This window comes from Streptomyces sp. NPDC014764 (assembly GCF_043082785.1).
Taxonomy (GTDB): Bacteria; Actinomycetota; Actinomycetes; order Streptomycetales; family Streptomycetaceae; genus Streptomyces; species Streptomyces althioticus.
The window spans coordinates 1-21,442 of the sequence record NZ_JBIBXY010000027.1; the positions used below are offsets into that span (position 1 = coordinate 1).

Here is a 21,442-nt window from a genome sequence, read left to right on the forward strand (position 1 = left end):
AGGGCGAGGTCATCAAGACCGTGCCCGAGTCGAAGATCGTGGAGACGCTCATCGAAGAGGCGATGAAGATCGCCGAGCAGATGGAGAAGGACGGTGTGGCCTCCGGCGAGCCGCAGATCGCGGTGGCCGGCTGACCGGGCCCTCCAGGCATCCGCGGATGCCGGGGGCGGCGGCCCCAGGCATCCGCGGGTACAGTGCGGAAATCAGGCAGAACCCTTTTGTGTGAGGCCCCGCACGTGTTGACGCAGACCACCTCCCGGGTCCTCGAACCGAGCGACCTGGACGCCGCCCTCGCCGTACTCGACCGCGACCCGGTGGCGAACGCCTTCGTGGCCGCGCGCGTGCAGATCGCCGGTCTCGACCCGTGGCGGCTCGGCGGCGAGATGTGGGGCTGGTACGAGGACGGCATCCTCACGTCGATGTGTTACGCGGGCGCCAACCTCGTCCCCATCTGCGCCACCCCCCGCGCCGTCCGCGCCTTCGCCGACCGCGCCCGCCGCGCCGGCCGCCGCTGCTCCTCCATCGTCGGCCCGGCCGAGCCCACCGCCGTCCTCTGGCAGCTGCTCGAACCCCAGTGGGGCCCCGCCCGCGACGTCCGCGGCCACCAGCCGCTGCTGGTCACCGACCGCATGCCCGACACCGTGGCGCCCGACCCGTACGTCCGCCGCGTCCGCAAGGACGAACTCGAGACGATCATGCCGGCGTGCGTGGCCATGTTCACGGAGGAGGTCGGCGTCTCCCCGCTGGCAGGCGACGGCGGACTGCTCTACCAGGCCCGGGTCGCCGAGCTGGTCGGCTCCGGCCGCTCCTTCGCCCGCTTCGACGCCGACGGCAAGGTGATGTTCAAGGCGGAGATCGGCGCCGCCACCGACCGCGCCTGCCAGATCCAGGGCGTCTGGGTCGCCCCCGAACACCGCGGGAAAGGCGTCGCCGCCCCCGGCATGGCCGCCGTCCTGCGCCACGCCCTCGCCGACGTCGCCCCCGTGGTGAGCCTCTACGTCAACGACTTCAACACCCCCGCCCGCCGCACGTACGCCACGGTGGGCTTCCGCGAGGTCGGCGCCTTCATGAGCGTGCTGTTCTGACGGGCGTGTCCCTGTAGTCTCCCCGGCATGCTGCGCTTTCCCGGTCACGGCCGCCCCGAGCCCGACGACATCGTGATCGGCCCCCTCGACCTCCCCGGCCACGTCGACGAGGCGCTGGCCGTCCAGGCGGTGGCGTTCGGGCTCGGCCCCGACGAGGTGGCCGTACGCCGGCAGATCGTGCTGCGTCACATGACCTTCCCCGGCGCGCGGGCCTTCGGCGCCACCGTCGGGGGACGCCTGGTCGGCTTCGTCTACGGCATGCCGAACGACCGCTCCCACTGGTGGTCCACCGTCGTCGAGCCGTACCTGCGCGCCCGTGGCCACGAGGACTGGCTCGACGACTCCTTCGTCATCACCGAGCTGCACGTCCACCCCCGGCACCAGAAACACGGCATCGGCCGCGCCCTGATCACCACGATCACCGACGGCGCCGGCCAGCGTCGGTCGCTGCTGTCCGCGCTGGACATCGAGAGCCCCGCCCGCCACCTCTACCGCTCGCTGGGCTACGAGGACCTCGCCCGGCAGGTCCACTTCCCGAGCGCGCCCACCCCCTACGCCGTCATGGGCGCCCCCCTGCCGCTCCCGCGCGACTAACCGATTTCCGCCGTCCCGTCCCGCCCGGCTAACCTCGCCTTCATCACCTAGACGCAGCAGGAGTACGAGAACCATGGCGAACGCACCGGTCCAGCGCATGTCCCAGTTGATGGCGAAGACGCTGCGCGACGACCCGGCCGACGCCGAGGTCCTCAGCCACAAGCTGCTGGTCCGCGCGGGCTACGTCCGCCGCACCGCCGCCGGCATCTGGACGTGGCTGCCCCTCGGCAAGAAGGTGCTCGCCAACGTCGAGCGGATCGTGCGCGAGGAGATGGACGCCATCGGCGCCCAGGAAGTGCTGCTCCCCGCCCTCCTGCCGCGCGAGCCCTACGACGCCACCGGCCGCTGGGACGAGTACGGCGCCGAGCTGTTCCGCCTCCAGGACCGCAAGGGCGGCGACTACCTCCTCGGACCCACCCACGAGGAGATCTTCACGCTGATGGTGAAGGACCAGGCGTCCTCCTACAAGGACCTGCCGGTCATCCTCTACCAGATCCAGACGAAGTTCCGCGACGAGGCCCGCCCCCGCGCCGGCATCCTGCGCGGCCGCGAGTTCCTGATGAAGGACTCGTACTCCTTCGACCTGGACGACGACGGCCTGGCCCAGTCGTACGACCTGCACCGTCAGGCCTATCAGCGGATCTTCGAGCGCCTCGGCCTCGACTACCGCATCTGCGCGGCGACCGCCGGCGCCATGGGCGGCTCCAAGTCCGAGGAGTTCCTCGCACCCGCCGAGGCCGGCGAGGACACCTTCGCCGACTGCCCCAACTGCGACTTCGCCGCGAACACCGAGGCCGTCTCGTACGAGCTGAAGCCGGTGGACGCCGCCGGGGCGCCGGCCGCCGAGGACATCGCCACGCCCGACACCCCCACCATCGAGACCCTCGCCGCGCAGCTCGGCGTCCCCGCCTCGGCCACGCTGAAGAACCTGCTGGTCAAGGTCGACGGCGAGATCGTCGCCGTGGGCGTGCCCGGTGACCGCGAGGTCGACCTGGGCAAGGTCGAGGCGCACTTCGCCCCGGCCGTGGTCGAGATGGTCACCGAGGCCGACTTCATCGCCCGCCCCGACCTGGTGCGCGGCTACGTCGGCCCGCAGGGCCTGGACAAGGTGAAGTACGTCGCCGACCCGCGCGTCGCCCCCGGCACCGCCTGGATCACCGGCGCCAACAAGGCCGACACCCACGCGAAGAACGTCGTGGCCGGCCGTGACTTCGAGGTCGACGAGTACGTGGACGTCGTGGTGGTCGAGGAGGGCGACCCCTGCCCCAAGTGCGGCACCGGTCTGAAGCTGGACCGCGCCATCGAGATCGGCCACATCTTCCAGCTCGGCCGCAAGTACGCCGACGCCCTCAAGCTCGACGTCCTCGGCCAGAACGGCAAGCCGGTCCGCGTCACCATGGGCTCCTACGGCGTCGGCGTGTCCCGCGCGGTGGCCGCCCTCGCCGAGCAGACCGCCGACGACAAGGGCCTGTGCTGGCCCGCCGAGGTCGCCCCGGCCGACGTCCACGTGGTCGCCGCCGGCAAGGCGCTCCAGACCGAGCTGGCGCTCGAGGTCTCCGAGAAGCTCGCCGCCGCGGGCGTCCGCGTCCTGGTCGACGACCGTGCGGGCGTCTCCCCGGGCGTGAAGTTCACCGACTCCGAACTGATCGGCGTCCCCCAGATCCTGGTCGCGGGCCGCCGCTCCGCCGACCGCGTGCTGGAACTGAAGGACCGCCGCACGGGCGAGCGCGAGGAACTGACGGTCGACGAGGCCGTCGCCCGCCTGACGGCGCGCTGACTCTCACGGGTCGGCCCCGGCATCGTCCCGGCCACGGACAGCGCACCACCCGCGGCCGGGACGACGCATGTCCGGGCGGTGCACTTGGGCGGCAGGGTTACTGATCTCCAGGACGCCCTGGCCCGCGTCCCGCGCAGCATGCGTCGTCCCGGGCGGGCGGGTGCCCGGCGACATGCGTTGTCCCGGGTGGTCGGCGCCGTGGGCGGAGGCCGTTCGTGGGGCGCCGCGCCGTAGGGGTGTTGCTCAGCACGCCTCCGCCGTCAGCGCGCGGCTCAGGATGCTCGCCGGCAGGTCGACGTGTTCGCCGCAGAAACAGAGGAGGGCCGTGCCCGTGCCCTCGGGGGCGCCCAGGTCGATCGTGAGGAGCGCGCGCAGTTCGCGGACCACGTCGAGCAGGTGGGCGCCGCGCGCCACTAGCACGCTGACCTCGTCTGGGTCCCAGACCACGATGTCCGGCAGGTCGTCCGCCGTGTGAACGCGAATGCACATGACTGTCTCCCCAGGGGTGCGCAAGGGCACGGTGTTCCGCTTCGGGAGGCCAGCGGCTTCCGATCGTAGCGATGCCGGTGCGCACCTGTGGGGCTTTCGGGACATTCGTGGAGCGTCGGGAGGTTCCGGCCGCCCGGGGAGGATCAGGTGATCCTGCTGACCTGCAGCATGGCCTCCGCGTCCTTGATCAGCGCACGCTGCCGGGCCTCCGGAAGCTGCCGGTACAGCTTCAGGAGCCGCGCCTCGCGCTCGTCACGGCTGGGTCCCGGCACGGGACGCCCGACCGCCTCGAAGAACTCCTTGGGTGTCGTCCCCACACCCCACCGCCGGAACACCTCGACCATCGCCCGCAGCTTCTCGGGCGGGATGCGGGACGTGCCGCGCGTGCGGTTCATCCAGGCGTTCAGCGTCGGATAGGAGATGCCGGCCTCACGCGCGAGGTCCTTCTGCGTACCGCTCTGGGGAAGTGCGAGGAGGCGCTCCAGCAGCGCCGCCAGATCCTCGCCCGGGGACTCCGGGCCGCCCTCGGCGGTCCCGGGCGAAGGAGGCAGTGTCTGTCGGCTCGTCACGCGTCCGAGCATCGGTCATGCCCATCTACAAGCGCAAGTAGATTGCAGATCGACGGCCGGATCGGGGGGTGTACGCCGGTGCATTAGGGCGCGCTCGCGCTACCCTGCCCCGCCCTTCGTTCCTCCGTCCGCCCCCTCTGCGCCCTTTCACCCGTCGGTCGGAATATGCCCCGCCAACCTTGACCCGATCTTCATCTACATGAAGACTGTAGATGCTTTCGGGAGTCGGAACCCCTTGCGTCGACGGTCGTCCGCGCCCGCCGAACCCGTCCCGGCGTGCGCGCTTACCGGTCCGCCGGCCCGCCCCGGACGCCCGCGCAAAATCTACATCTACATGAAGATCGCAGACGTCGCGCGATCGTGCCGGGCGGCCCGCCCGTCCTTGCCCACCCCTTACCGAGGAGCAACGAACGTGTCCTTAGCGACCACCTCATCCACCGCGGAGAGAACCGACCCGAACGCCCCGGAGCCGGCATGGCTGACCCGGGCCCGCACCGGGGACCCGGAGGCGTTCGCCTTTCTCTACCGCGAGTACCGCGGCACGGTGTACGGCTATCTGCTGGCCCGCACCCGTGACCGGCACCTGGCCGAGGACCTGACCCAGGAGGTCTTCGCCCGCGCCCTGCGGAACATCTCCGGCTTCGCCTGGCGCGGCACCGACCCCGCCGCCTGGCTGACCACCATCGCCCGCAACATCCACCTCGACGAGCTGGGCCGCAGCCGCCACCGGCGCGAGATGCTGGTCGCCGAGTTCGGCGACCCCGGACAGCCGGGCCCGGAGCCGGAGACCCTGGTCCTGCGCGACCTGGACGCCGTCGACGCCCGCGAGACGCTGCACCGCGCCCTGAGCGCCCTCGCCCCGTCCCAACGGGCCTGCGTGGAACTGCGGTTCCTCGGCGGGCTGTCGATCGAGCAGACCGCGCACACCATGGGCCGCACCGTCGGCGCGGTCAAGGCGCTGACGCACCGCGCCATGTGCCGGCTGCGCTGGGCGGCGGGGGCGGTGCACGCGTGAACGAGTACCCGGACGCCGTTCCCGTCCTCCGCGTGACCGTGGCCGTGCCCGGCCTCCGCGACGTGTACCTCGCCTCCTCCTCGCCACCCGAGGTACTCGGCCTGCCGGCCGGCGCCCTGCCGCACCCGAGTCTCCTCCCGCCGCACGGCGCCGTGCCGCCCGGCGTCGACGGCGGTCACCCGCCCGGGACGCTCCCGCCGACCGAGTTGGAACGCCAGGCTCTCGCCTGGGACGCGGCCCACGCACGCGCCCGGTCCGTCGCCCTGACCATCGAGCGGGAGGTCGGCACCCACCCGGACGTCCGCGCCGTGCGGGCCGACGGCGACGCCGTGCACGTCCTGCTCCGCCTCGAACCGCCGTACGCCCGCTGGCCCGGCTGGTGCGCCTACTTCGGCATCACCGCCGCCGCCGAGTGCACCGCGCCGCACATCCTGGCGGGGGAGGGCAGCCGGGACGGGGTCCGCGTCACCGCCGCGGTCCAGCCGCTGCCGTCCGGCCCGGACGGCGGGCCCGAGGAGACTCACGCCAGGGGGGCGGACACCGGGGCGGAGGAAACCCCGGACGCCGCGCAGCCCCACCCGGCGGGTGGGGAGGCGGACGAGCCGGACCTCGACGGCCCGCAGCCGCCCGGACCGGCCGGACTCGTGCGCCCCTTCCTGCTCGGCGGCACGGCGTACGACCTGGCCCTGCCGTACCGCGACGTGCACGGCGAGACCTGGTACTTCCAGGGGCAGCGCGCCTACGACGGGATGCCGTTGATGTCGCTGGACGGCCGCCCGGAGAGGTGCTCGCTGGCCCACGTGGCCGAGTACGCCGGTCCGCTGACCCCCGTGACGGAACCGTCCTCGGAACCGGTCCCGGACGAAGGGGACCGATGACCACGCACGCACGGGAGGGCCTGCTCGGCCGACTGGTGCGCCCTCGCCGCGCCGCGGCCGGATCCGTGGACCGGCCGCGCCTCGAGTACGAGTTGGCCGTCAGCCGCCTGCGGCTGGCGCGCTGGCAGCAGCACGCCGACGCCTACGAACGCCGGCTGGGCGACGCCGAGCGGGAACGGGCGCACCTGCTGTCCTGGCTCGCGGCGCTGCACCCCGCCAGCGCGGTGCTCACCCCGCTGACCGGACCGGAGCACGAGGGGACGCACCGGCTGTGCCTGATCGCCGGCGGTTGGCATCTGTCCTGGCACATACCGCCCGCCGACCTCGCGCTGTTCGCCCACGTGCCGTTCCGCGCGGAGTCCGTCGACGCGCATCCCGTGCCGGACGCCGTGGACCAGGGTGCGCTGATCCGCCGTCATGTGCGGTTGCTGGGGATGGAGGGAGCGGTGCAGGCGGGCCTGGCCTGGCGGGCCCCCTGACCTCCGGTAGGGCACGGCACGACATGGCACGACACGGCCGAGAGACTCCGGCCGGCAAGCTCGGGAGGCACGCCGACCGGACCCCGAGCGCCCCCCTGCCCGTGCAGGGGGGCGCACCCCCGGCCCGCCGACGTCGTCTGCGGGCCGTGTTGGGTTGATCGCGCAGTTCCCCGCGCCCCTGACGGGGCACATTCCCGTGGTCGGGCAGCTGCGGGTTGTGGTGGGTTGACTGCGCAGTTCCCCGCGCCCCTGACGGGGCGGACTACAGCCAGGTCGCGAATTCCAGGAGGAGTTCCGCGTCCCGTTCGCGGCCCACCCGCCGCGCGCGGACGCCCGACTCGACCGCTCGGAACAGCGTCCAGCCCCGAAGGCGTTCGCGGTCGACCTCCAGCGACTCCGCAAGGCGCCGCACCCGGCGGCGGGTCGTCGTCGCCCCCGACGGCTGGGCGATCAGGTCCTCCACCCGGTCGCGGACCAGCCGCGCCAGGTCGAAGGCGTGCTCGCCGACCACCGGGTCGGGACCCACCGCGAGCCACGGCATCCGCTCCCCGGAGAGCACCTTGCTCTGCCGGAACGTGCCGTGCAGCAACCGGTGTTCCGGCGGCGAGTCCAGCAGTTCGCCGCGGACCGACAGCGCCGCGTCCACCAGCGGGGCCACCTCGGGCGCCGCGTCCGCCCCTGCCCGCATCGCCTTGGCCTGCCGCCCGGTGCGCTCGGCCACGGTCTCGAACACGTGGTCCTCCGGCGGGTCCACCCACAGCCTGCGCAGGGTGCCCGCCGCCTCCAGCAGCGCCTTCGCCTCGGGGAGCGTCCGCACCGACACGTCCGGATGCAGCCGCTCGAGCAGCAGCACCCCCTCGGTGCCCTCGGACACCGGTTCCAGCAACTGCACCGCTCCCAGCCCGCCCCAGTGGGCCAGTGCCACACGCTCGCTCTCCGGACGTGCACGGGGCGGCGCCAGCTTCAGCACGGCGGGCGTGCCGTCGGCCGTGCGGACGAGCACCACCAGGCTGCTGCGCCCGCCCGGCAACTGCACCCGCTCCACCGCCAACTCGCGCCGGTCCACGGCCTCACGCGCCAGCCCGGGCAGCTTCTCCAGCCAGCCGTCACCCTCGGGCGCCGTCTCACCGAGCGCCCTCACCAGACGCCGCGGCGGTTCGAATGCCATGCGCGAGTCGTTCCTTCCTGATGTCACACGGTGCCGGAGCCCCCCGTCATGTCACGGCGCCGGCGCCAGACCGCCCGGAGCCGTTCCGCTCCGCTCGGCGAGCCCAGGGAAGGCTACGCTCTTCCCGCTCCAGCGCACCGACCGCACCGCCGCCTCACGCATCGCCTCGGCCGCCGACCTGCGCCGTTCGCCCCCGCTCGACCGCACCACGTCGGCGTAGACGCCCGCCACCCGCATCTCCAGCTCCGCCGCCAGCCGCACCGCCGCGGCCGCGTCCGGCACCGGGAACGGCAGCGCGTACCCGGCCGCCGCGGCCACCGGCGTACCCCCGGCGTCCTTCACGTCCCGCACCAACGCGTCCCTGCGCGCCCGGTGCGCGTCGTACGCCGTGCGCGCCTCCGTGCGCCGCTGCTCGCCGATCCGTCCGCCGACCACGCCGTAGCCGTACACCGCCGCGTGCTCCGCGGCGAGCGCCGCCTGCAGCGCCCGCAGCTCCTTGTCCTGCGCGTCACTCACCGTCGGGCCTCCGTCAGCAGGTACACGTGCGCGGCGCCGGACGCGGACACCGACGCCAGCAGCCGGGCCAGCTCGGCCGGCGCGGTCACCAGCTCCTCGGCCCGACGGTCGGCGATCTCCCGCTCGGCGGCGGCCAGTTGGGCGAGCGCGTCCTTCTCGTCGGCGGGTACCGCGGGCGAGGCGGGAGCCGACGAGGGCGCGGCCGCCGCGGTCGCCCCCGCCGAAGGAGACGCGGGAGCGGAAGAAGCGGACGAAGAGGAGCCCGACGGCGCGGGCGACGCCGGTCCGTCCGCGCCCGCCTCGAACGCCTCCGCGTGCCGCACCACGTCGGCCCGCAGGGAACGCAGGCGCTCCGCCAGCTTCGGATGCGCCGCGGCGACCGCGTCGTACCGCGCGGCCAGCACCCGGCTGTCGCGGGCTGCGCGCGCCCGGATCCGCTCGGCGGCCGAGGGCCGCGCGGCCGCGGGACCGCCCGGATCGTCGGAGCCGGCGGAACAGCCCGCCACCAGCAGGGCCGCCGGAGCGGCGGCGAGCAGACTCCTTCTGCGCGGCCCCGAACGGGCGCGCGGAGACAGGGGGAACGACACGGCAGACGTCCTCGGGGGGCTCGTGACGAACGGGGCGGGAACAGGAGATCGGGCGGGGCCCGCGATCACGGTACCCGCAGGCCCGCCCGGCGCCCCTCAGCGGCACCTCGCCGACCGGGTGGACGGCAAGGGTGGACGGCAACACCCCTTGCGACCGGATACCCTTTGTGCAGACACGCGCACCGTCCCACAACAGCACACGCGGCCGAGGAGTCACCCGGATGAGCACGACCCAGAGCGAGAGGCTTCGAGAACTTCTGGAGCCGCTCGTCAGCTCCCAGGGCCTGGATCTCGAGGAGATCGCCGTGGACACGGTCGGCCGCAAGCGTGTGCTGCGCGTCGTCGTCGACTCCGACACCGGTGCCGACCTCGACCGGATCGCCGATGTGAGCCGCGCGCTCTCGGCGAAGCTCGACGAGACCGACGCGATGGGCAGCGCGGAGTACACCCTCGAGGTCGGCACCCCCGGCGCGGAGCGCGAGTTGACCGAGCACCGTCACTACGTGCGCGCCACCGGCCGCCTGGTGCGGTTCCAGCTCGCCGAGGGCGGCGAGCTGGTCGCCCGCATCCTCGCGGCCGACGAGGACGGCCTCGACCTCGAGGTGCCCGGCGTCAAGGGCCGCAAGGCCACCGCGCGCCGACTCGTCTTCGCCGACATCACCAGGGCGCGTGTCCAGGTCGAGTTCAACCGCAAGGACGACGCGTCCGAGAAGAACGACAAGAAGGAAGAGGAGGCGTAGCCGTGGACATCGACATGAGCGCCCTGCGGGGCTTGGTACGGGAGAAGGAGATCTCCTTCGACCTGCTGGTCGAGGCGATCGAGTCGGCCCTCCTCATCGCCTACCACCGCACCGAGGGAAGCCGCCGGCACGCGCGCGTGGAGCTCAACCGGGAGACCGGACATGTGACCGTGTGGGCGAAGGAGGACCCCGACGACCTCGAGGAGGGCCAGGAGCCCCGCGAGTTCGACGACACCCCGTCGGATTTCGGCCGTATCGCCGCCACCACGGCCAAGCAGGTCATCCTGCAGCGCCTGCGCGACGCCGAGGACGACGCGACGCTCGGCGAGTACGCCGGCCGCGAGGGCGACATCGTCACCGGCGTGGTCCAGCAGGGGCGCGACCCGAAGAACGTGCTGGTGGACATCGGCAAGCTGGAGGCCATCCTGCCGGTGCAGGAGCAGGTGCCCGGCGAGACCTACCCGCACGGCACGCGCCTGCGGTCGTACGTCGTCCGGGTGGCCAAGGGCGTGCGCGGTCCGTCCGTCACTCTTTCGCGTACGCATCCCCATCTGGTGAAGAAGCTGTTCGCGCTCGAGGTGCCGGAGATCGCCGACGGCTCCGTGGAGATCGCCGCGATCGCCCGGGAGGCGGGCCACCGCACCAAGATCGCCGTGCGCTCCACCCGCTCCGGGCTGAACGCCAAGGGAGCCTGCATCGGCCCCATGGGCGGCCGTGTGCGCAACGTCATGGCGGAGCTGAACGGCGAGAAGATCGACATCGTCGACTGGTCCGACGACCCGGCCGACATGGTGGCGAACGCGCTGTCCCCGGCCCGCGTCTCCAAGGTGGAGATCGTCGACCTGGCGGCCCGGTCCGCCCGGGTCACCGTGCCGGACTACCAGCTGTCGCTCGCCATCGGCAAGGAGGGGCAGAACGCCCGTCTGGCCGCCCGTCTCACCGGCTGGAGGATCGACATCCGGCCGGACACGGAGCAGGCCGGGGAATAGATCCAGGCCGCGATGGGCTGAGATCACGACAGCTTTGCTCGTTGCGGTGTTCGATTCTTGCCCCGGAGGGGTGAGGTCGGTCCGGGGAGGTAGACTGAGGAGTGTCTGGCCGGACACAGGCTGGCGTGTGCCCCGAGCGCACTTGCGTGGGGTGCCGCGAGCGAGCGGTCAAGGGCGAGCTGCTGCGGATCGTGGTGATCGAGGATGCGTGCGTCCCTGATCCACGCGGTACGCTGCCCGGCCGGGGTGCGTACGTACACCCCGTACCGGTCTGTCTCGACCAGGCGGTGCGCCGAAGGGCGTTCCCGCGGGCGTTCCGCGTCCCGGGACCGCTCGACGTAAAGGCGTTGCGCCACTACGTCGAGCAGGCACAAGGTTGCTGAGCAGTGGCTCCGTGCCGACTGACAGGCAACACGTAAGAACTTGCCGTACGGAAACCCCCGTGCGGCCTGGTACCTCGCGAGTCGAAAGCAGGTCGAGATTGCGATGAGCACTCGATGAGTACGCGATGAGTACGCCCATGAACTAGCGACGGTCCGGACGCAACCCGGACCTCAAAGGAGCGAAGTGGCTAAGGTCCGGGTCTACGAACTCGCCAAGGAGTTCGGTGTGGAGAGCAAGGTCGTCATGGCCAAGCTCCAGGAACTCGGTGAGTTCGTCCGTTCGGCGTCTTCGACGATCGAAGCGCCCGTAGTACGCAAGCTGACTGACGCCTTCCAGCAGGGCGGGGGCAACGGCAAGTCCGCCGCGAAGCCCGGCGCGCCCAAGAAGGCCGCCCCCAGGCCCGCCGCGCCCTCTCCGGCGCAGGCGGCCCGTCCGGCTGCTCCCAAGCCGCCGGCCGCATCCAAGCCCGCCGCGGCCCAGCCGCCGGCGGCTCCGTCGGCGCCCGCGCCGGCCCCCGCGGGTCAGCGTCCGACGCCGGGCCCGCGCCCCGCGCCGCGTCCGGCTCCGGCCGCTCCGGAGTTCCAGGCCCCGCCCGCGGCGCCCCCGGCCCAGTCCGGGCCGAAGCCCGGCGGCGCCCGTCCCGGCGCTCCCAAGCCCGGCGGCCGTCCCGCCGGTCAGGGCCAGGGCGGCCAGGGCCGTCCGGCAGGCCAGGGCCAGCGTCCCGGCGGCGGTGCTCCGCGTCCGGGTGCCCGCCCGGCCGGTCCGCGCCCCGGCAACAACCCGTTCACCTCGGGTGGCTCCACCGGCATGGCCCGTCCGCAGGCTCCGCGCCCGCAGGGCCAGCGTCCTGGTCCCGGTGCCCCCGGCGCCGGTCCTCGTCCCCAGGCCCCCGGCCAGGGCGGCGGTCCCCGTCCGCAGGCTCCGGGCGGTTCGCGTCCCACTCCGGGCGGCATGCCCCGCCCGCAGGGCGGTCCCCGTCCCGGCGGCGGCCCCGGCGGCCCGCGTCCCAACCCCGGCATGATGCCGCAGCGTCCCGCTGCCGGCCCGCGTCCCGGCCCCGGCGGCCGTGGTCCGGGCGGTGCGGGTCGTCCCGGCGGTGGCGGCGGTCGTCCCGGTGGCGGCGGCGGTTTCGCCGGTCGTCCCGGTGGTGGCGGCGGCGGTGGCTTCGCCGGTCGTCCCGGTGGCGGCGGCGGTGCCGGTCGTCCTGGTGGCGGCGGTGGCTTCGCCGGCCGTCCCGGCTTCGGTGGCCGTCCCGGCGGTCCCGGTGGCCGCGGTGGCACGCAGGGCGCCTTCGGCCGTCCCGGCGGTCCCGCGCGTCGCGGCCGTAAGTCGAAGCGGCAGAGGCGCCAGGAGTACGAGGCCATGCAGGCCCCGTCGGTCGGCGGCGTGATGCTGCCTCGCGGCAACGGCGAGACCATTCGCCTGTCGCGCGGTGCGTCGCTCACCGACTTCGCGGAGAAGATCAACGCCAACCCGGCGTCGCTCGTCGCGGTCATGATGAACCTCGGCGAGATGGTCACCGCGACCCAGTCCGTCTCCGACGAGACGCTCCAGCTCCTCGCGGACGAGATGAACTACACGGTTCAGGTCGTCAGCCCGGAGGAGGAGGACCGCGAGCTGCTCGAGTCCTTCGACCTGGAGTTCGGCGAGGACGAGGGCGACGAGGAGGACCTGGTGGTCCGTCCGCCGGTCGTCACCGTCATGGGTCACGTCGACCACGGCAAGACCCGCCTCCTCGACGCCATCCGCAAGACGAACGTCATCGCGGGCGAGGCCGGCGGCATCACCCAGCACATCGGTGCCTACCAGGTCACGACCGAGGTCAACGAAGAGGATCGCAAGATCACCTTCATCGACACCCCGGGTCACGAGGCGTTCACCGCCATGCGTGCCCGTGGTGCCAAGTCGACCGACATCGCGATCCTGGTCGTCGCGGCCAACGACGGCGTCATGCCGCAGACGGTCGAGGCGCTCAACCACGCCAAGGCGGCCGAGGTCCCGATCGTCGTCGCGGTCAACAAGATCGACGTCGAGGGCGCCGACCCGACCAAGGTGCGCGGTCAGCTGACCGAGTACGGCCTGGTGGCCGAGGAGTACGGCGGCGACACCATGTTCGTCGACATCTCCGCCAAGCAGGGTCTGCACATCGACAGCCTCCTCGAGGCCGTCATCCTCACCGCGGACGCCTCGCTCGACCTGCGTGCCAACCCCACGCAGGACGCGCAGGGCATCTCGATCGAGTCCCGGCTCGACCGCGGCCGCGGTGCCGTGGCGACCGTCCTCGTCCAGCGAGGCACCCTGCGGGTCGGCGACACGATGGTGGTGGGCGACGCCTACGGCCGCGTGCGCGCCATGCTCGACGACAACGGCAACAACGTCGCCGAGGCCGGACCCTCGACGCCGGTCCAGGTCCTGGGCCTGACCAACGTCCCGGGTGCGGGCGACAACTTCATCGTCGTGGACGAGGACCGTACGGCCCGTCAGATCGCCGAGAAGCGCGCCGCCCGTGAGCGCAACGCCGCGTTCGCCAAGCGCACGCGCCGCGTGTCGCTGGAGGACCTGGACAAGGTGCTCAAGGCCGGCGAGGTACAGCAGCTGAACCTGATCATCAAGGGTGACGCCTCCGGTTCGGTCGAGGCCCTCGAGTCCTCGCTGCTCCAGCTGGACGTCGGCGAAGAGGTCGACATCCGCGTCCTGCACCGCGGCGTCGGTGCGGTCACGGAGTCCGACATCGACCTGGCGATGGGCTCCGACGCCATCGTGATCGGCTTCAACGTGCGCGCCGCCGGGCGTGCGCAGCAGATGGCCGAGCGCGAGGGTGTGGACGTCCGGTACTACTCGGTCATCTACCAGGCGATCGAGGAGATCGAGGCGGCCCTCAAGGGCATGCTCAAGCCGGAGTACGAGGAGGTCGAGCTCGGTACGGCGGAGATCCGCGAGGTCTTCAAGTCGTCCAAGCTGGGCAACATCGCGGGTGTTCTCATCCGCTCCGGCGAGGTCAAGCGGAACACCAAGGCGCGCCTCATCCGCGACGGCAAGGTGGTCGCGGAGAACCTCAACATCGAGGGTCTGCGTCGCTTCAAGGACGACGTCACCGAGATCCGCGAAGGCTTCGAGGGCGGTATCAACCTCGGAAACTTCAACGACATCAAGGTCGACGACGTCATCGCGACGTACGAGATGCGCGAGAAGCCGCGCGTCTGACCGCAGCAGCACGATCGGGGCCGGTCGGCGGAAGCGTATTTCCGTCGATCGGCCCCGGCCGTTGCGTGTACGGTTCCGGTACCGGCGCCGCTGCGGCGCCCTTCCCCGGGGTACCGGCTCCGTCCGGGCCGGGGAGGTCCCTGATCCCGAACCGGCGGGTCATCCGGATGCACACATGTATGTGGGGACTCTGTCCTTCGACCTGCTCCTCGGCGACGTCCGCTCGCTCAAGGAGAAGCGCTCCGTCGTCCGTCCGATCGTCGCCGAACTGCAGCGGAAGTACGCGGTCAGCGTGGCGGAGACCGGGAACCAGAACCTGCACCGCAGGGCCGAGATCGGCCTCGCGGTGGTCTCCGGGGAATGGGACCACCTCACCGACGTCCTCGACCGCTGCGAGCGGCTGGTCGCCGGACGGCCCGAGGTGGAACTGCTCTCGGTTCGACGCAGGCTCCACAGCGACGAAGACTGAAGCAAGACGTTAAGCACTTAAGGAGACGGACCAGTGGCCGACAACGCGCGTGCCAAGAGGCTGGCGGACCTCATCCGAGAGGTGGTGGCCCAGAAGCTGCAGCGCGGGATCAAGGACCCGCGGCTCGGCTCGCACGTCACCATCACGGACACCCGGGTCACCGGTGACCTGAGGGAGGCGACCGTCTTCTACACGGTGTACGGGGACGACGAGGAGCGGAAGGCGGCCGCGGCCGGCCTGGAGTCCGCCAAGGGCGTGCTGCGCTCCGAGGTGGGCCGTGCGGCGGGCGTGAAGTTCACCCCCACCCTGACCTTCGTCATGGACGCCCTGCCGGACACCGCGCGCAACATCGAGGACCTCCTCGACAAGGCGCGCCAGTCCGACGCCAAGGTGCGCGAGGCGTCCGCGGGCGCCGCGTACGCCGGCGGAGCCGACCCGTACCGCAAGCCGGAAGACGACGAGACGGACGACACCGCCGAATGACCCAGAAGCAGACCCCGCCCGACGGCCTTGTCATCGTCGACAAGCCGTCGGGCTTCACTTCGCACGACGTGGTCGCCAAGATGCGCGGCATCGCCCGCACCCGCCGGGTCGGCCACGCCGGCACCCTCGACCCGATGGCGACCGGCGTGCTCGTCCTCGGGGTCGAGCGGGCGACCAAGCTCCTCGGCCACCTGGCGCTGACCGAGAAGGAGTACCTCGGCACGGTCCGGCTCGGCCAGAGCACCGTCACCGACGACGCCGAGGGGGAGATCACCGCCTCCGCCGACGCCTCACGCGTCACCCGCGAGGCCGTCGACGCGGGGGTCGCCGCCCTGACCGGCGACATCATGCAGGTGCCCTCCAAGGTCAGCGCCATCAAGATCAACGGGGTGCGCTCCTACAAGCGCGCGCGGGAGGGCGAGGACTTCGACATCCCCGCCCGGCCGGTCAGCGTCTCGTCGTTCTCCGTGTACGACGTCCGCGAAGCCGTCGCCGAGGACGGCACCCCGGTGCTGGACCTGGTCGTCTCGGTCGTCTGCTCCTCCGGCACCTACATCCGTGCCCTCGCCCGCGACCTGGGCGCGGGACTGGGCGTCGGCGGTCATCTGACCGCGTTGCGCCGCACCCGCGTCGGGCCGTACCGGCTGGACGCGGCGAAGACCCTGGACGAGCTCCAGGAGAAGCTGACGGTCATGCCGATCGCCGAGGCCGCGGCGGCCGCGTTCCCTCGTTGGGACGTCGACGAACGCCGCGCCAAGCTGCTGACGAACGGCGTCCGCCTGGAGATGCCGGAAGAGTACGCCGGCCGGGGGCCGGTGGCGGTCTTCGGTCCGGCCGGACGGTTCCTGGCGCTCGTGGAGGAGCAGCGGGGGAAGGCGAAGAGCGTGGCGGTCTTCGCGAGCTGAGGCCCCCGCGGCTCCGCCCCGGACCCCGCTCCCCGAACGCCGGCTTCCAGCCCGTCCGGCCTCGTTCGTCGAAGGCCCGGGGGAGGTTGGTTCCAGCCCGTCCGGCCTCGTTCTCCGAAGGCGCGGAGGAGGGGGGGCTGCTTCCGGCCCGTCCGGCGCTCGAGGACGAGGCCAGCCCGGGCAGCCGGGCTGCGCCCCCGCGCCCTGTACGTCGTGCCCGACTTCTCCGACCCCAGCGGGGCCCGGATGAAAAGGGCTGGGGCGCAGCCCCGGGGACCGGACGGGAAGGGGCGGCGGGGCGACTCTCCGGGCGGCCGGGGCCCCGCAGAGCCGACCCCGTGTCGCGGAACCGCCGGAGGCCGTCCGTGGAGCGGCGCGGCACGGGGTCGGCTCTGCGCCGCTCCACGGCCCCCCTCGGTTCCCCCACCCCTAGGGTCTATCCATCACCCCCTCCCTGTTCACCCTCATGTGCGGGCGCTCGGAGTGAAGCGGGGGAGTGGAAGGGGGCGCGTTCCTCTGCCGCGCTGCGCTGCTGATCTTCGGGGCCCTAAGGTCGCGGGCAAGGCACCAGGCACAGCACGGCAGGAGGCTCCATGATGCCGTCGCTCGACGCCCCGGGGTACGCCCTCGAGCGGTTCCGGCCCGCCGCGGACCCCGGGCTGGTCGCGCTCCACGACCTGGCCGGCCGCCCCCGCGGCACCGGCTTCGTCGCCGACCGCCACGGCACCGTGATCACCAGCCACGAGGCCGTCGACGGCCTGCCCCGCCTCGTGCTGCACGGCGCGGAGGGCCGCCACAGCATCGTGACCGCCGACGCCGTCATCCCGCTTCCCGCCCTCGGCCTGGCCCTGGTCCGCGGCGGCGACCTCGGCGTGGCCCCGCTCCCCGTCACCTCACGGGACACCGTGCGCACCGGCGCCTACGTGCGGATCCCCGCCGGAGGCTGGCGCGAGGCGCGGGTGCTCGGGACGACAGCGGTCACGTACACCGCCACCGACCGCGCCCACCGCGTCCCCGGCGCCCTGGAGCTGGCCGTCGGCACCGCCGGGCGGGACGCGCTGCGGCTCGGCGGCGGGGCGACGGGCGGCCCCGTGCTCGACCCGGAGACCGGCACCGTCGTCGGCGTCCTCGGCACCGCGCTGCACACCGCCGCCTCCGACGTCGGTTTCGCCGTCCCCCTGCGCCCCACGGTCCCCGCCCTCGCCGCGCTGCTCGTCGAGAACGCGGCCACGGTCCCCGCGTACGGGACCGACCTCAACCTCGCCGGGCTGGTCGGGCTCACCGCCGCCTCGGCGGCCCGCCACGGCCCGCAGCCACTCGTGGAACCGGTCGAACGGACCGGCGTCCGCGCCGAGTTGTACGACTTCGAGCGGGGCGGGGCGACCGTCCTCGGCCTCGTCGGGCCGCCCGGCAGCGGCCGCAGCACCGAACTCGCCGCGCTCGCCGCCCGCCGCCACCGCGCCGGCCTGCCCACGCTGTGGCTGCGCGGGGCCGACCTGCGCGAGGACGACACCTCGCTCGCCGACGCCGCCCGCCGCGCCCTGGAGCGGGCCGCGGTCGACGTGACGGCCTCCTTGCCGTTCCCGCCGCGGGACTTCGGAGACCTCGCGCCCGAGCGTCTCGCCGCGCTCGCCCGCACCGCCGGCCGCCCCCTGCTGCTGCTCCTGGACGATCCCGAGCAGATGGCGCCCGGCCTGTACCGGAGGCGCGCCGCGTGGACCGAGGAGACCGTGCGCCGGCTGCACGCGGCGGGCACGCGTCTGGTGGTGTCCTGCGGCGCCGCCCACTGGGAGGAGGCCGGCTACCCGCCCGCCTTCCTGCACCACGGCGGCGCGGGCCCCGAAGGCCTCCCGCCGTGCGTGGTCCTCGGCGACCTCACCGCCGACGAAGCACGCGAGGCCCGCGCTCGCCACGGCATCCCCGAAGGCGCCGTCACCGACGCCGACGCGGCCCACCCGCTGACCCTGCGGCTGCTCGCCGAGGTCCGCTCCGACGTCGCCGCGACGTCGCCCGACGGCCCCGTCGACCGCGACGACGTGCTCGCCGCCCACCTGGACCTGACGTGCCTGCGGATCGCCCAGCGCCTCGCCGGAGGACTCGGCGCCCGCGGCACCGCCGTACGCCGCCTGGCCGCCCGGGCCGCCGGGAAGACGCACGAGGCGGCCCGCCGCTGCCTCGGCACGGAGGACGGGACGCTGGACCGGGCATCGTTCGAGGAACTGTTCCCCGCGACCGGACCCGGGGCCGCCCTCGACGAGCACGGCGGCACGGCACCCGGATGGGCGGACGCCGTGCTCGCCGAAGGGCTGTTCGCCCCGGCCGGGGACGGTCACCGGTTCGGGCACGAGGAGCTCGCGGACCGGCTCCAGGGCGCCCACCTCGATCTCGACGGCGCCCTGCACACCCTCGTGCACGCCGCCGACACCGACACCGACACCGACCCCGTGCCCCGGCACCGCATCGGCCCCGTCGTCGAGGCGCTGCTGTGCCTCGCCGGCCGGCACGGCCCCGCCCGGCTCGCCTCCCGCCTCGCGGACCTGACGCACGCCCTGGACGCCGACCCCGGCTCCTGGTGGGCCTCCCGCCTGCTCACCGGCGCCCTCACCCGCGTCCCCGACGCGAGCCCGTACACGGACGTGCTGCGGCTGCTCGCCGACCGTGTCGTGGCCTGGCGGGAGCAGCGGCGGACCGTCCCACCCGAGCTCGGCCCCGCCTTCTGGACGCGACTGCGGCTGCCCGTGGAAGCGCGCTGCGCCCTGCTGCGCCGCCTGGTGCTGGCCGACGGGCCCCCGTGCGAGAGCGGCCCCCGCTTCCTCGACGCCGTCGCCGGACTGCTCACCGCCGACCCCGCGACCGTCCTGCCGTACCTGACCCGATGGTTCGACGACGAGCGGCCACTGCCGGCCACCCCGCACGCCACCGTGGCGACCGCCGCGCAGGCCCTGCTGCACACCCACCGCCACGCCGCGCCCGACGCGCTGACCGAGGCGCTCGTCGACAGCCCGCACCGCCGCGCCGACGAACTCCTCGCCGTGCTCGCCGAGGAGGAGCCGGGCGCCCTGTGCCGGGCCGTCGACCGCTGGGCGGAGGACCCGCGCCCCGCCCGCCGCGCCGCGGCCGTCACCCACGGCCTGCGGGTGGCGCCGTACGTCCGCGACCTCGGCGACCGCACCCTGCTGCGGTACGCCGCCCTCGCGGTCCTGGTGCGCACCGCCGACCGCGCCCTGCACGGCGGCGCCCTCGCCCTCCTCGTCCGCGACCCGGACAGCAGGGGACGCCACCTGGCCCGCGCCCTGGAGCGGTTCGCGGCCGGCGACCCGCACTTCCCGCCCGGTGCGCTCACCGACGCCCTCACCACCCACACCGAGCCCGTCCTCGACGCCTTCCGCACCCGGCTCACGCAGGGCACGGACCCGGACGACACCTTCCGCGCCCTCGCCGACGCCACCACGCCCGCCCTGGCCCGGCCGGTCGCCGCCCTTGTCCGCGAGGCGACCGTCCGGCGACCCGAGCTCACCGGCTGTCTCGCCGGATACGCCGACCGCCGCCTCGACCTCGGCCCCGCCGCCCGCGCGGTGCTGCGCCTGCTGCTCACCGAGCTGCTCGACGGAGGCTCGCGCCCTCTGCGGCAGGCCCTCGCCGGCGTCCTCGCCGCCCCCGGCACCTCCGCCTCCCGCGCCCTGCGCCGCGGCCTGCTCGACACGCTCCTCGACCGGGAGGCCGACCCCGGCGTCCTCGACGCGGTGCTGCGCTCCGCCGCCCGCAACACCGGTCCTGAGCTGCGGGTGCTCGTCCACCGCACCGCACTGCTGCTGGTCCGCACCGCCGAGGGCGCCGTCCGTCTCGACCGCACCCTCGCCGACCTGGCCCGCCATGTGCCGGGCCTCGCGGCGGCCGTGGCCGGCTGGCTCACGGACGCCCCGCACGTCTGGGGACCGCTCGTCGGACCCGCCACCCGGGAGGTGATCGACGAGCTGACGGGCGCGGCCGTACCCGTCTGACGCCACCCGGCGCGTGCACGTCGTCACACAGCCCCCATGCCGATGCGAACCGGGACGGTCCGGCATGGCACTCTTAGAGCTGCGCAGAGAAGTCCACGGACTCGGGTTCGTCCGACAAGGTTTCGACAAGGAGCAGTCACAGTGCAGCGCTGGCGCGGCTTGGAGGACATCCCCCACGACTGGGGGCGCAGCGTCGTCACCATCGGCTCCTACGACGGAGTGCACCGCGGGCACCAGCTGATCATCCGGCACGCCGTGGACCGCGCCCGAGAGCTCGGCGTCCCCGCGGTCGTCGTCACCTTCGATCCGCACCCCAGCGAGGTGGTCCGGCCCGGCAGCCACCCGCCGCTGCTCGCCCCGCACCACCGGCGCGCGGAGCTCATGGCGGACCTGGGCGTGGACGCGGTGCTGGTGCTGCCCTTCACCACCGAGTTCTCGAAGCTGTCGCCGGCCGACTTCGTGGTCAAGGTGCTCGTCGACAAGCTGCGTGCCGAGGCCGTCGTCGAGGGCCCCAACTTCCGCTTCGGCCACAAGGCCGCGGGCACGGTGCAGTTCCTCGCCGAGCAGGGAAAGGTCTACGACTTCGAGGTAGAGGTCGTCGACCTGTTCGTGTCCGGTGAGGCGGGCGGCGGCGAGCCGTTCTCCTCCACGCTGACCCGCCGGCTGGTCGCCGAGGGCCAGGTCGAGGGCGCCGCCGAGATCCTGGGCCGCCCGCACCGCGTCGAAGGCGTCGTCGTCCGCGGCGCCCAGCGCGGCCGCGACCTCGGCTTCCCCACGGCCAACGTCGAGACGCTCCCGCACACCGCGATCCCCGCCGACGGGGTGTACGCGGGCTGGCTGCACGCGCAGGGCGAGGCGATGCCGGCGGCGATCTCCGTCGGCACCAACCCGCAGTTCGACGGCACCGAGCGGACCGTCGAGGCGTACGCCATCGACCGTGTCGGCCTCGACCTGTACGGGCTCCACGTCGCCGTGGACTTCCTGGCGTTCGTGCGCGGCCAGGCCAAGTTCGACACGCTGGACGATCTGCTGGCGCAGATGGGCCGGGACGTCGAGCGCTGCAAGGAACTCGTCGCTGCCGCCGAGCAGGACAAGGACGCCTGAGCCGTC

At 73.6% G+C, this 21,442-nt stretch carries 20 protein-coding genes and 1 pseudogene; 16 read left to right on the forward strand and 5 right to left on the reverse strand.

What is annotated here, in order from left to right; translation table 11 throughout:
* The 4 genes and pseudogenes from ACF1AG_RS33120 to ACF1AG_RS33135 all read left to right on the forward strand — a co-directional run.
* A pseudogene (locus ACF1AG_RS33120) lies at positions 1-134 on the forward strand (4-hydroxy-3-methylbut-2-en-1-yl diphosphate synthase); the annotation flags it as partial.
* Positions 135-236: 102 nt separating this feature from the next.
* Positions 237-1,085, forward strand: coding sequence for a GNAT family N-acetyltransferase (locus ACF1AG_RS33125; protein WP_359607637.1), 849 nt, complete (start codon positions 237-239; stop codon positions 1,083-1,085).
* Between the two features lie 27 nt (positions 1,086-1,112).
* A complete protein-coding gene (locus tag ACF1AG_RS33130; protein WP_359607635.1) occupies positions 1,113-1,679 on the forward strand; it encodes a GNAT family N-acetyltransferase in 567 nt (188 codons plus the stop codon).
* A 73-nt stretch (positions 1,680-1,752) separates the two neighbouring features.
* Positions 1,753-3,456 (forward strand): proline--tRNA ligase, encoded by a 1,704-nt coding sequence (locus ACF1AG_RS33135; protein WP_359607633.1) that lies wholly within the window; start codon positions 1,753-1,755, stop codon positions 3,454-3,456.
* 243 nt (positions 3,457-3,699) lie between these two features.
* On the opposite strand, the gene ACF1AG_RS33140 is transcribed toward ACF1AG_RS33135, so the two are convergent.
* The gene (locus ACF1AG_RS33140) at positions 3,700-3,945 is read right to left on the reverse strand and encodes a hypothetical protein (RefSeq protein ID WP_033277405.1); all 246 of its coding nucleotides are present in this window, start codon (positions 3,943-3,945) and stop codon (positions 3,700-3,702) included.
* A gap of 143 nt (positions 3,946-4,088) precedes the next feature.
* The gene (locus tag ACF1AG_RS33145) at positions 4,089-4,514 is read right to left on the reverse strand and encodes a helix-turn-helix transcriptional regulator (protein WP_359607631.1); all 426 of its coding nucleotides are present in this window, start codon (positions 4,512-4,514) and stop codon (positions 4,089-4,091) included.
* A gap of 412 nt (positions 4,515-4,926) precedes the next feature.
* On the opposite strand from ACF1AG_RS33145, the gene ACF1AG_RS33150 reads away from it, so the two are divergent.
* The 3 genes from ACF1AG_RS33150 to ACF1AG_RS33160 are packed head-to-tail and all read left to right on the forward strand — an operon-like array spanning position 4,927 to position 6,886.
* Complete coding sequence (locus ACF1AG_RS33150; protein ID WP_359607629.1) at positions 4,927-5,529, forward strand: sigma-70 family RNA polymerase sigma factor; 603 nt, start codon at positions 4,927-4,929, stop codon at positions 5,527-5,529.
* Positions 5,526-6,407: a BN159_2729 family protein gene (locus tag ACF1AG_RS33155; RefSeq protein ID WP_391810922.1), complete on the forward strand. Its 882-nt coding sequence runs from the start codon at positions 5,526-5,528 to the stop codon at positions 6,405-6,407. Before ACF1AG_RS33150 ends, ACF1AG_RS33155 begins: the two co-directional genes overlap by 4 nt.
* The gene (locus tag ACF1AG_RS33160) at positions 6,404-6,886 is read left to right on the forward strand and encodes a hypothetical protein (protein ID WP_391810923.1); all 483 of its coding nucleotides are present in this window, start codon (positions 6,404-6,406) and stop codon (positions 6,884-6,886) included. Before ACF1AG_RS33155 ends, ACF1AG_RS33160 begins: the two co-directional genes overlap by 4 nt.
* Positions 6,887-7,148: 262 nt before the next feature.
* Here ACF1AG_RS33160 and ACF1AG_RS33165 read toward each other — a convergent pair whose 3' ends face one another.
* Genes ACF1AG_RS33165 through ACF1AG_RS33175 form a run of 3 tightly spaced genes read right to left on the reverse strand, consistent with a single transcriptional unit; the run spans position 7,149 to position 9,157 of the window.
* The gene (locus ACF1AG_RS33165) at positions 7,149-8,054 is read right to left on the reverse strand and encodes an aminoglycoside phosphotransferase family protein (RefSeq protein WP_359750054.1); all 906 of its coding nucleotides are present in this window, start codon (positions 8,052-8,054) and stop codon (positions 7,149-7,151) included.
* 51 nt (positions 8,055-8,105) lie between these two features.
* The gene (locus tag ACF1AG_RS33170) at positions 8,106-8,570 is read right to left on the reverse strand and encodes a ferritin-like domain-containing protein (RefSeq protein WP_359601215.1); all 465 of its coding nucleotides are present in this window, start codon (positions 8,568-8,570) and stop codon (positions 8,106-8,108) included.
* The gene (locus ACF1AG_RS33175) at positions 8,567-9,157 is read right to left on the reverse strand and encodes a hypothetical protein (RefSeq protein WP_359601214.1); all 591 of its coding nucleotides are present in this window, start codon (positions 9,155-9,157) and stop codon (positions 8,567-8,569) included. Before ACF1AG_RS33175 ends, ACF1AG_RS33170 begins: the two co-directional genes overlap by 4 nt.
* A 221-nt stretch (positions 9,158-9,378) precedes the next feature.
* Here ACF1AG_RS33175 and rimP point away from each other — a divergent pair, with 221 nt between their 5' ends.
* The 9 genes from rimP to ACF1AG_RS33220 all read left to right on the forward strand — a co-directional run bounded on the left by rimP (position 9,379) and on the right by ACF1AG_RS33220 (position 21,436).
* Positions 9,379-9,897, forward strand: a complete 519-nt coding sequence (gene rimP, locus ACF1AG_RS33180) for a ribosome maturation factor RimP (protein ID WP_359601213.1) — start codon at positions 9,379-9,381, stop codon at positions 9,895-9,897.
* Between the two features lie 2 nt (positions 9,898-9,899).
* Positions 9,900-10,886, forward strand: coding sequence for a transcription termination factor NusA (nusA, locus tag ACF1AG_RS33185; protein ID WP_359601212.1), 987 nt, complete (start codon positions 9,900-9,902; stop codon positions 10,884-10,886).
* Positions 10,887-10,987: 101 nt separating this feature from the next.
* A complete protein-coding gene (locus tag ACF1AG_RS33190) occupies positions 10,988-11,269 on the forward strand; it encodes a YlxR family protein (protein WP_078541316.1) in 282 nt (93 codons plus the stop codon).
* A 184-nt stretch (positions 11,270-11,453) separates the two neighbouring features.
* Positions 11,454-14,474, forward strand: coding sequence for a translation initiation factor IF-2 (gene infB, locus ACF1AG_RS33195; protein ID WP_359601211.1), 3,021 nt, complete (start codon positions 11,454-11,456; stop codon positions 14,472-14,474).
* Positions 14,475-14,649: 175 nt separating this feature from the next.
* The gene (locus ACF1AG_RS33200) at positions 14,650-14,943 is read left to right on the forward strand and encodes a DUF503 domain-containing protein (RefSeq protein WP_359601210.1); all 294 of its coding nucleotides are present in this window, start codon (positions 14,650-14,652) and stop codon (positions 14,941-14,943) included.
* Between the two features lie 33 nt (positions 14,944-14,976).
* Positions 14,977-15,426 (forward strand): 30S ribosome-binding factor RbfA, encoded by a 450-nt coding sequence (rbfA, locus tag ACF1AG_RS33205; protein ID WP_191883324.1) that lies wholly within the window; start codon positions 14,977-14,979, stop codon positions 15,424-15,426.
* Entirely contained in the window at positions 15,423-16,331 is a 909-nt protein-coding gene (gene truB, locus ACF1AG_RS33210; protein WP_359601209.1) for a tRNA pseudouridine(55) synthase TruB, read from the forward strand. Before rbfA ends, truB begins: the two co-directional genes overlap by 4 nt.
* Before the next feature lie 593 nt (positions 16,332-16,924).
* The gene (locus tag ACF1AG_RS33215; protein ID WP_391810924.1) at positions 16,925-20,332 is read left to right on the forward strand and encodes a trypsin-like peptidase domain-containing protein; all 3,408 of its coding nucleotides are present in this window, start codon (positions 16,925-16,927) and stop codon (positions 20,330-20,332) included.
* 141 nt (positions 20,333-20,473) lie between these two features.
* Positions 20,474-21,436 (forward strand): bifunctional riboflavin kinase/FAD synthetase, encoded by a 963-nt coding sequence (locus tag ACF1AG_RS33220; RefSeq protein ID WP_359601207.1) that lies wholly within the window; start codon positions 20,474-20,476, stop codon positions 21,434-21,436.
* Positions 21,437-21,442: the final 6 nt, after the last annotated feature.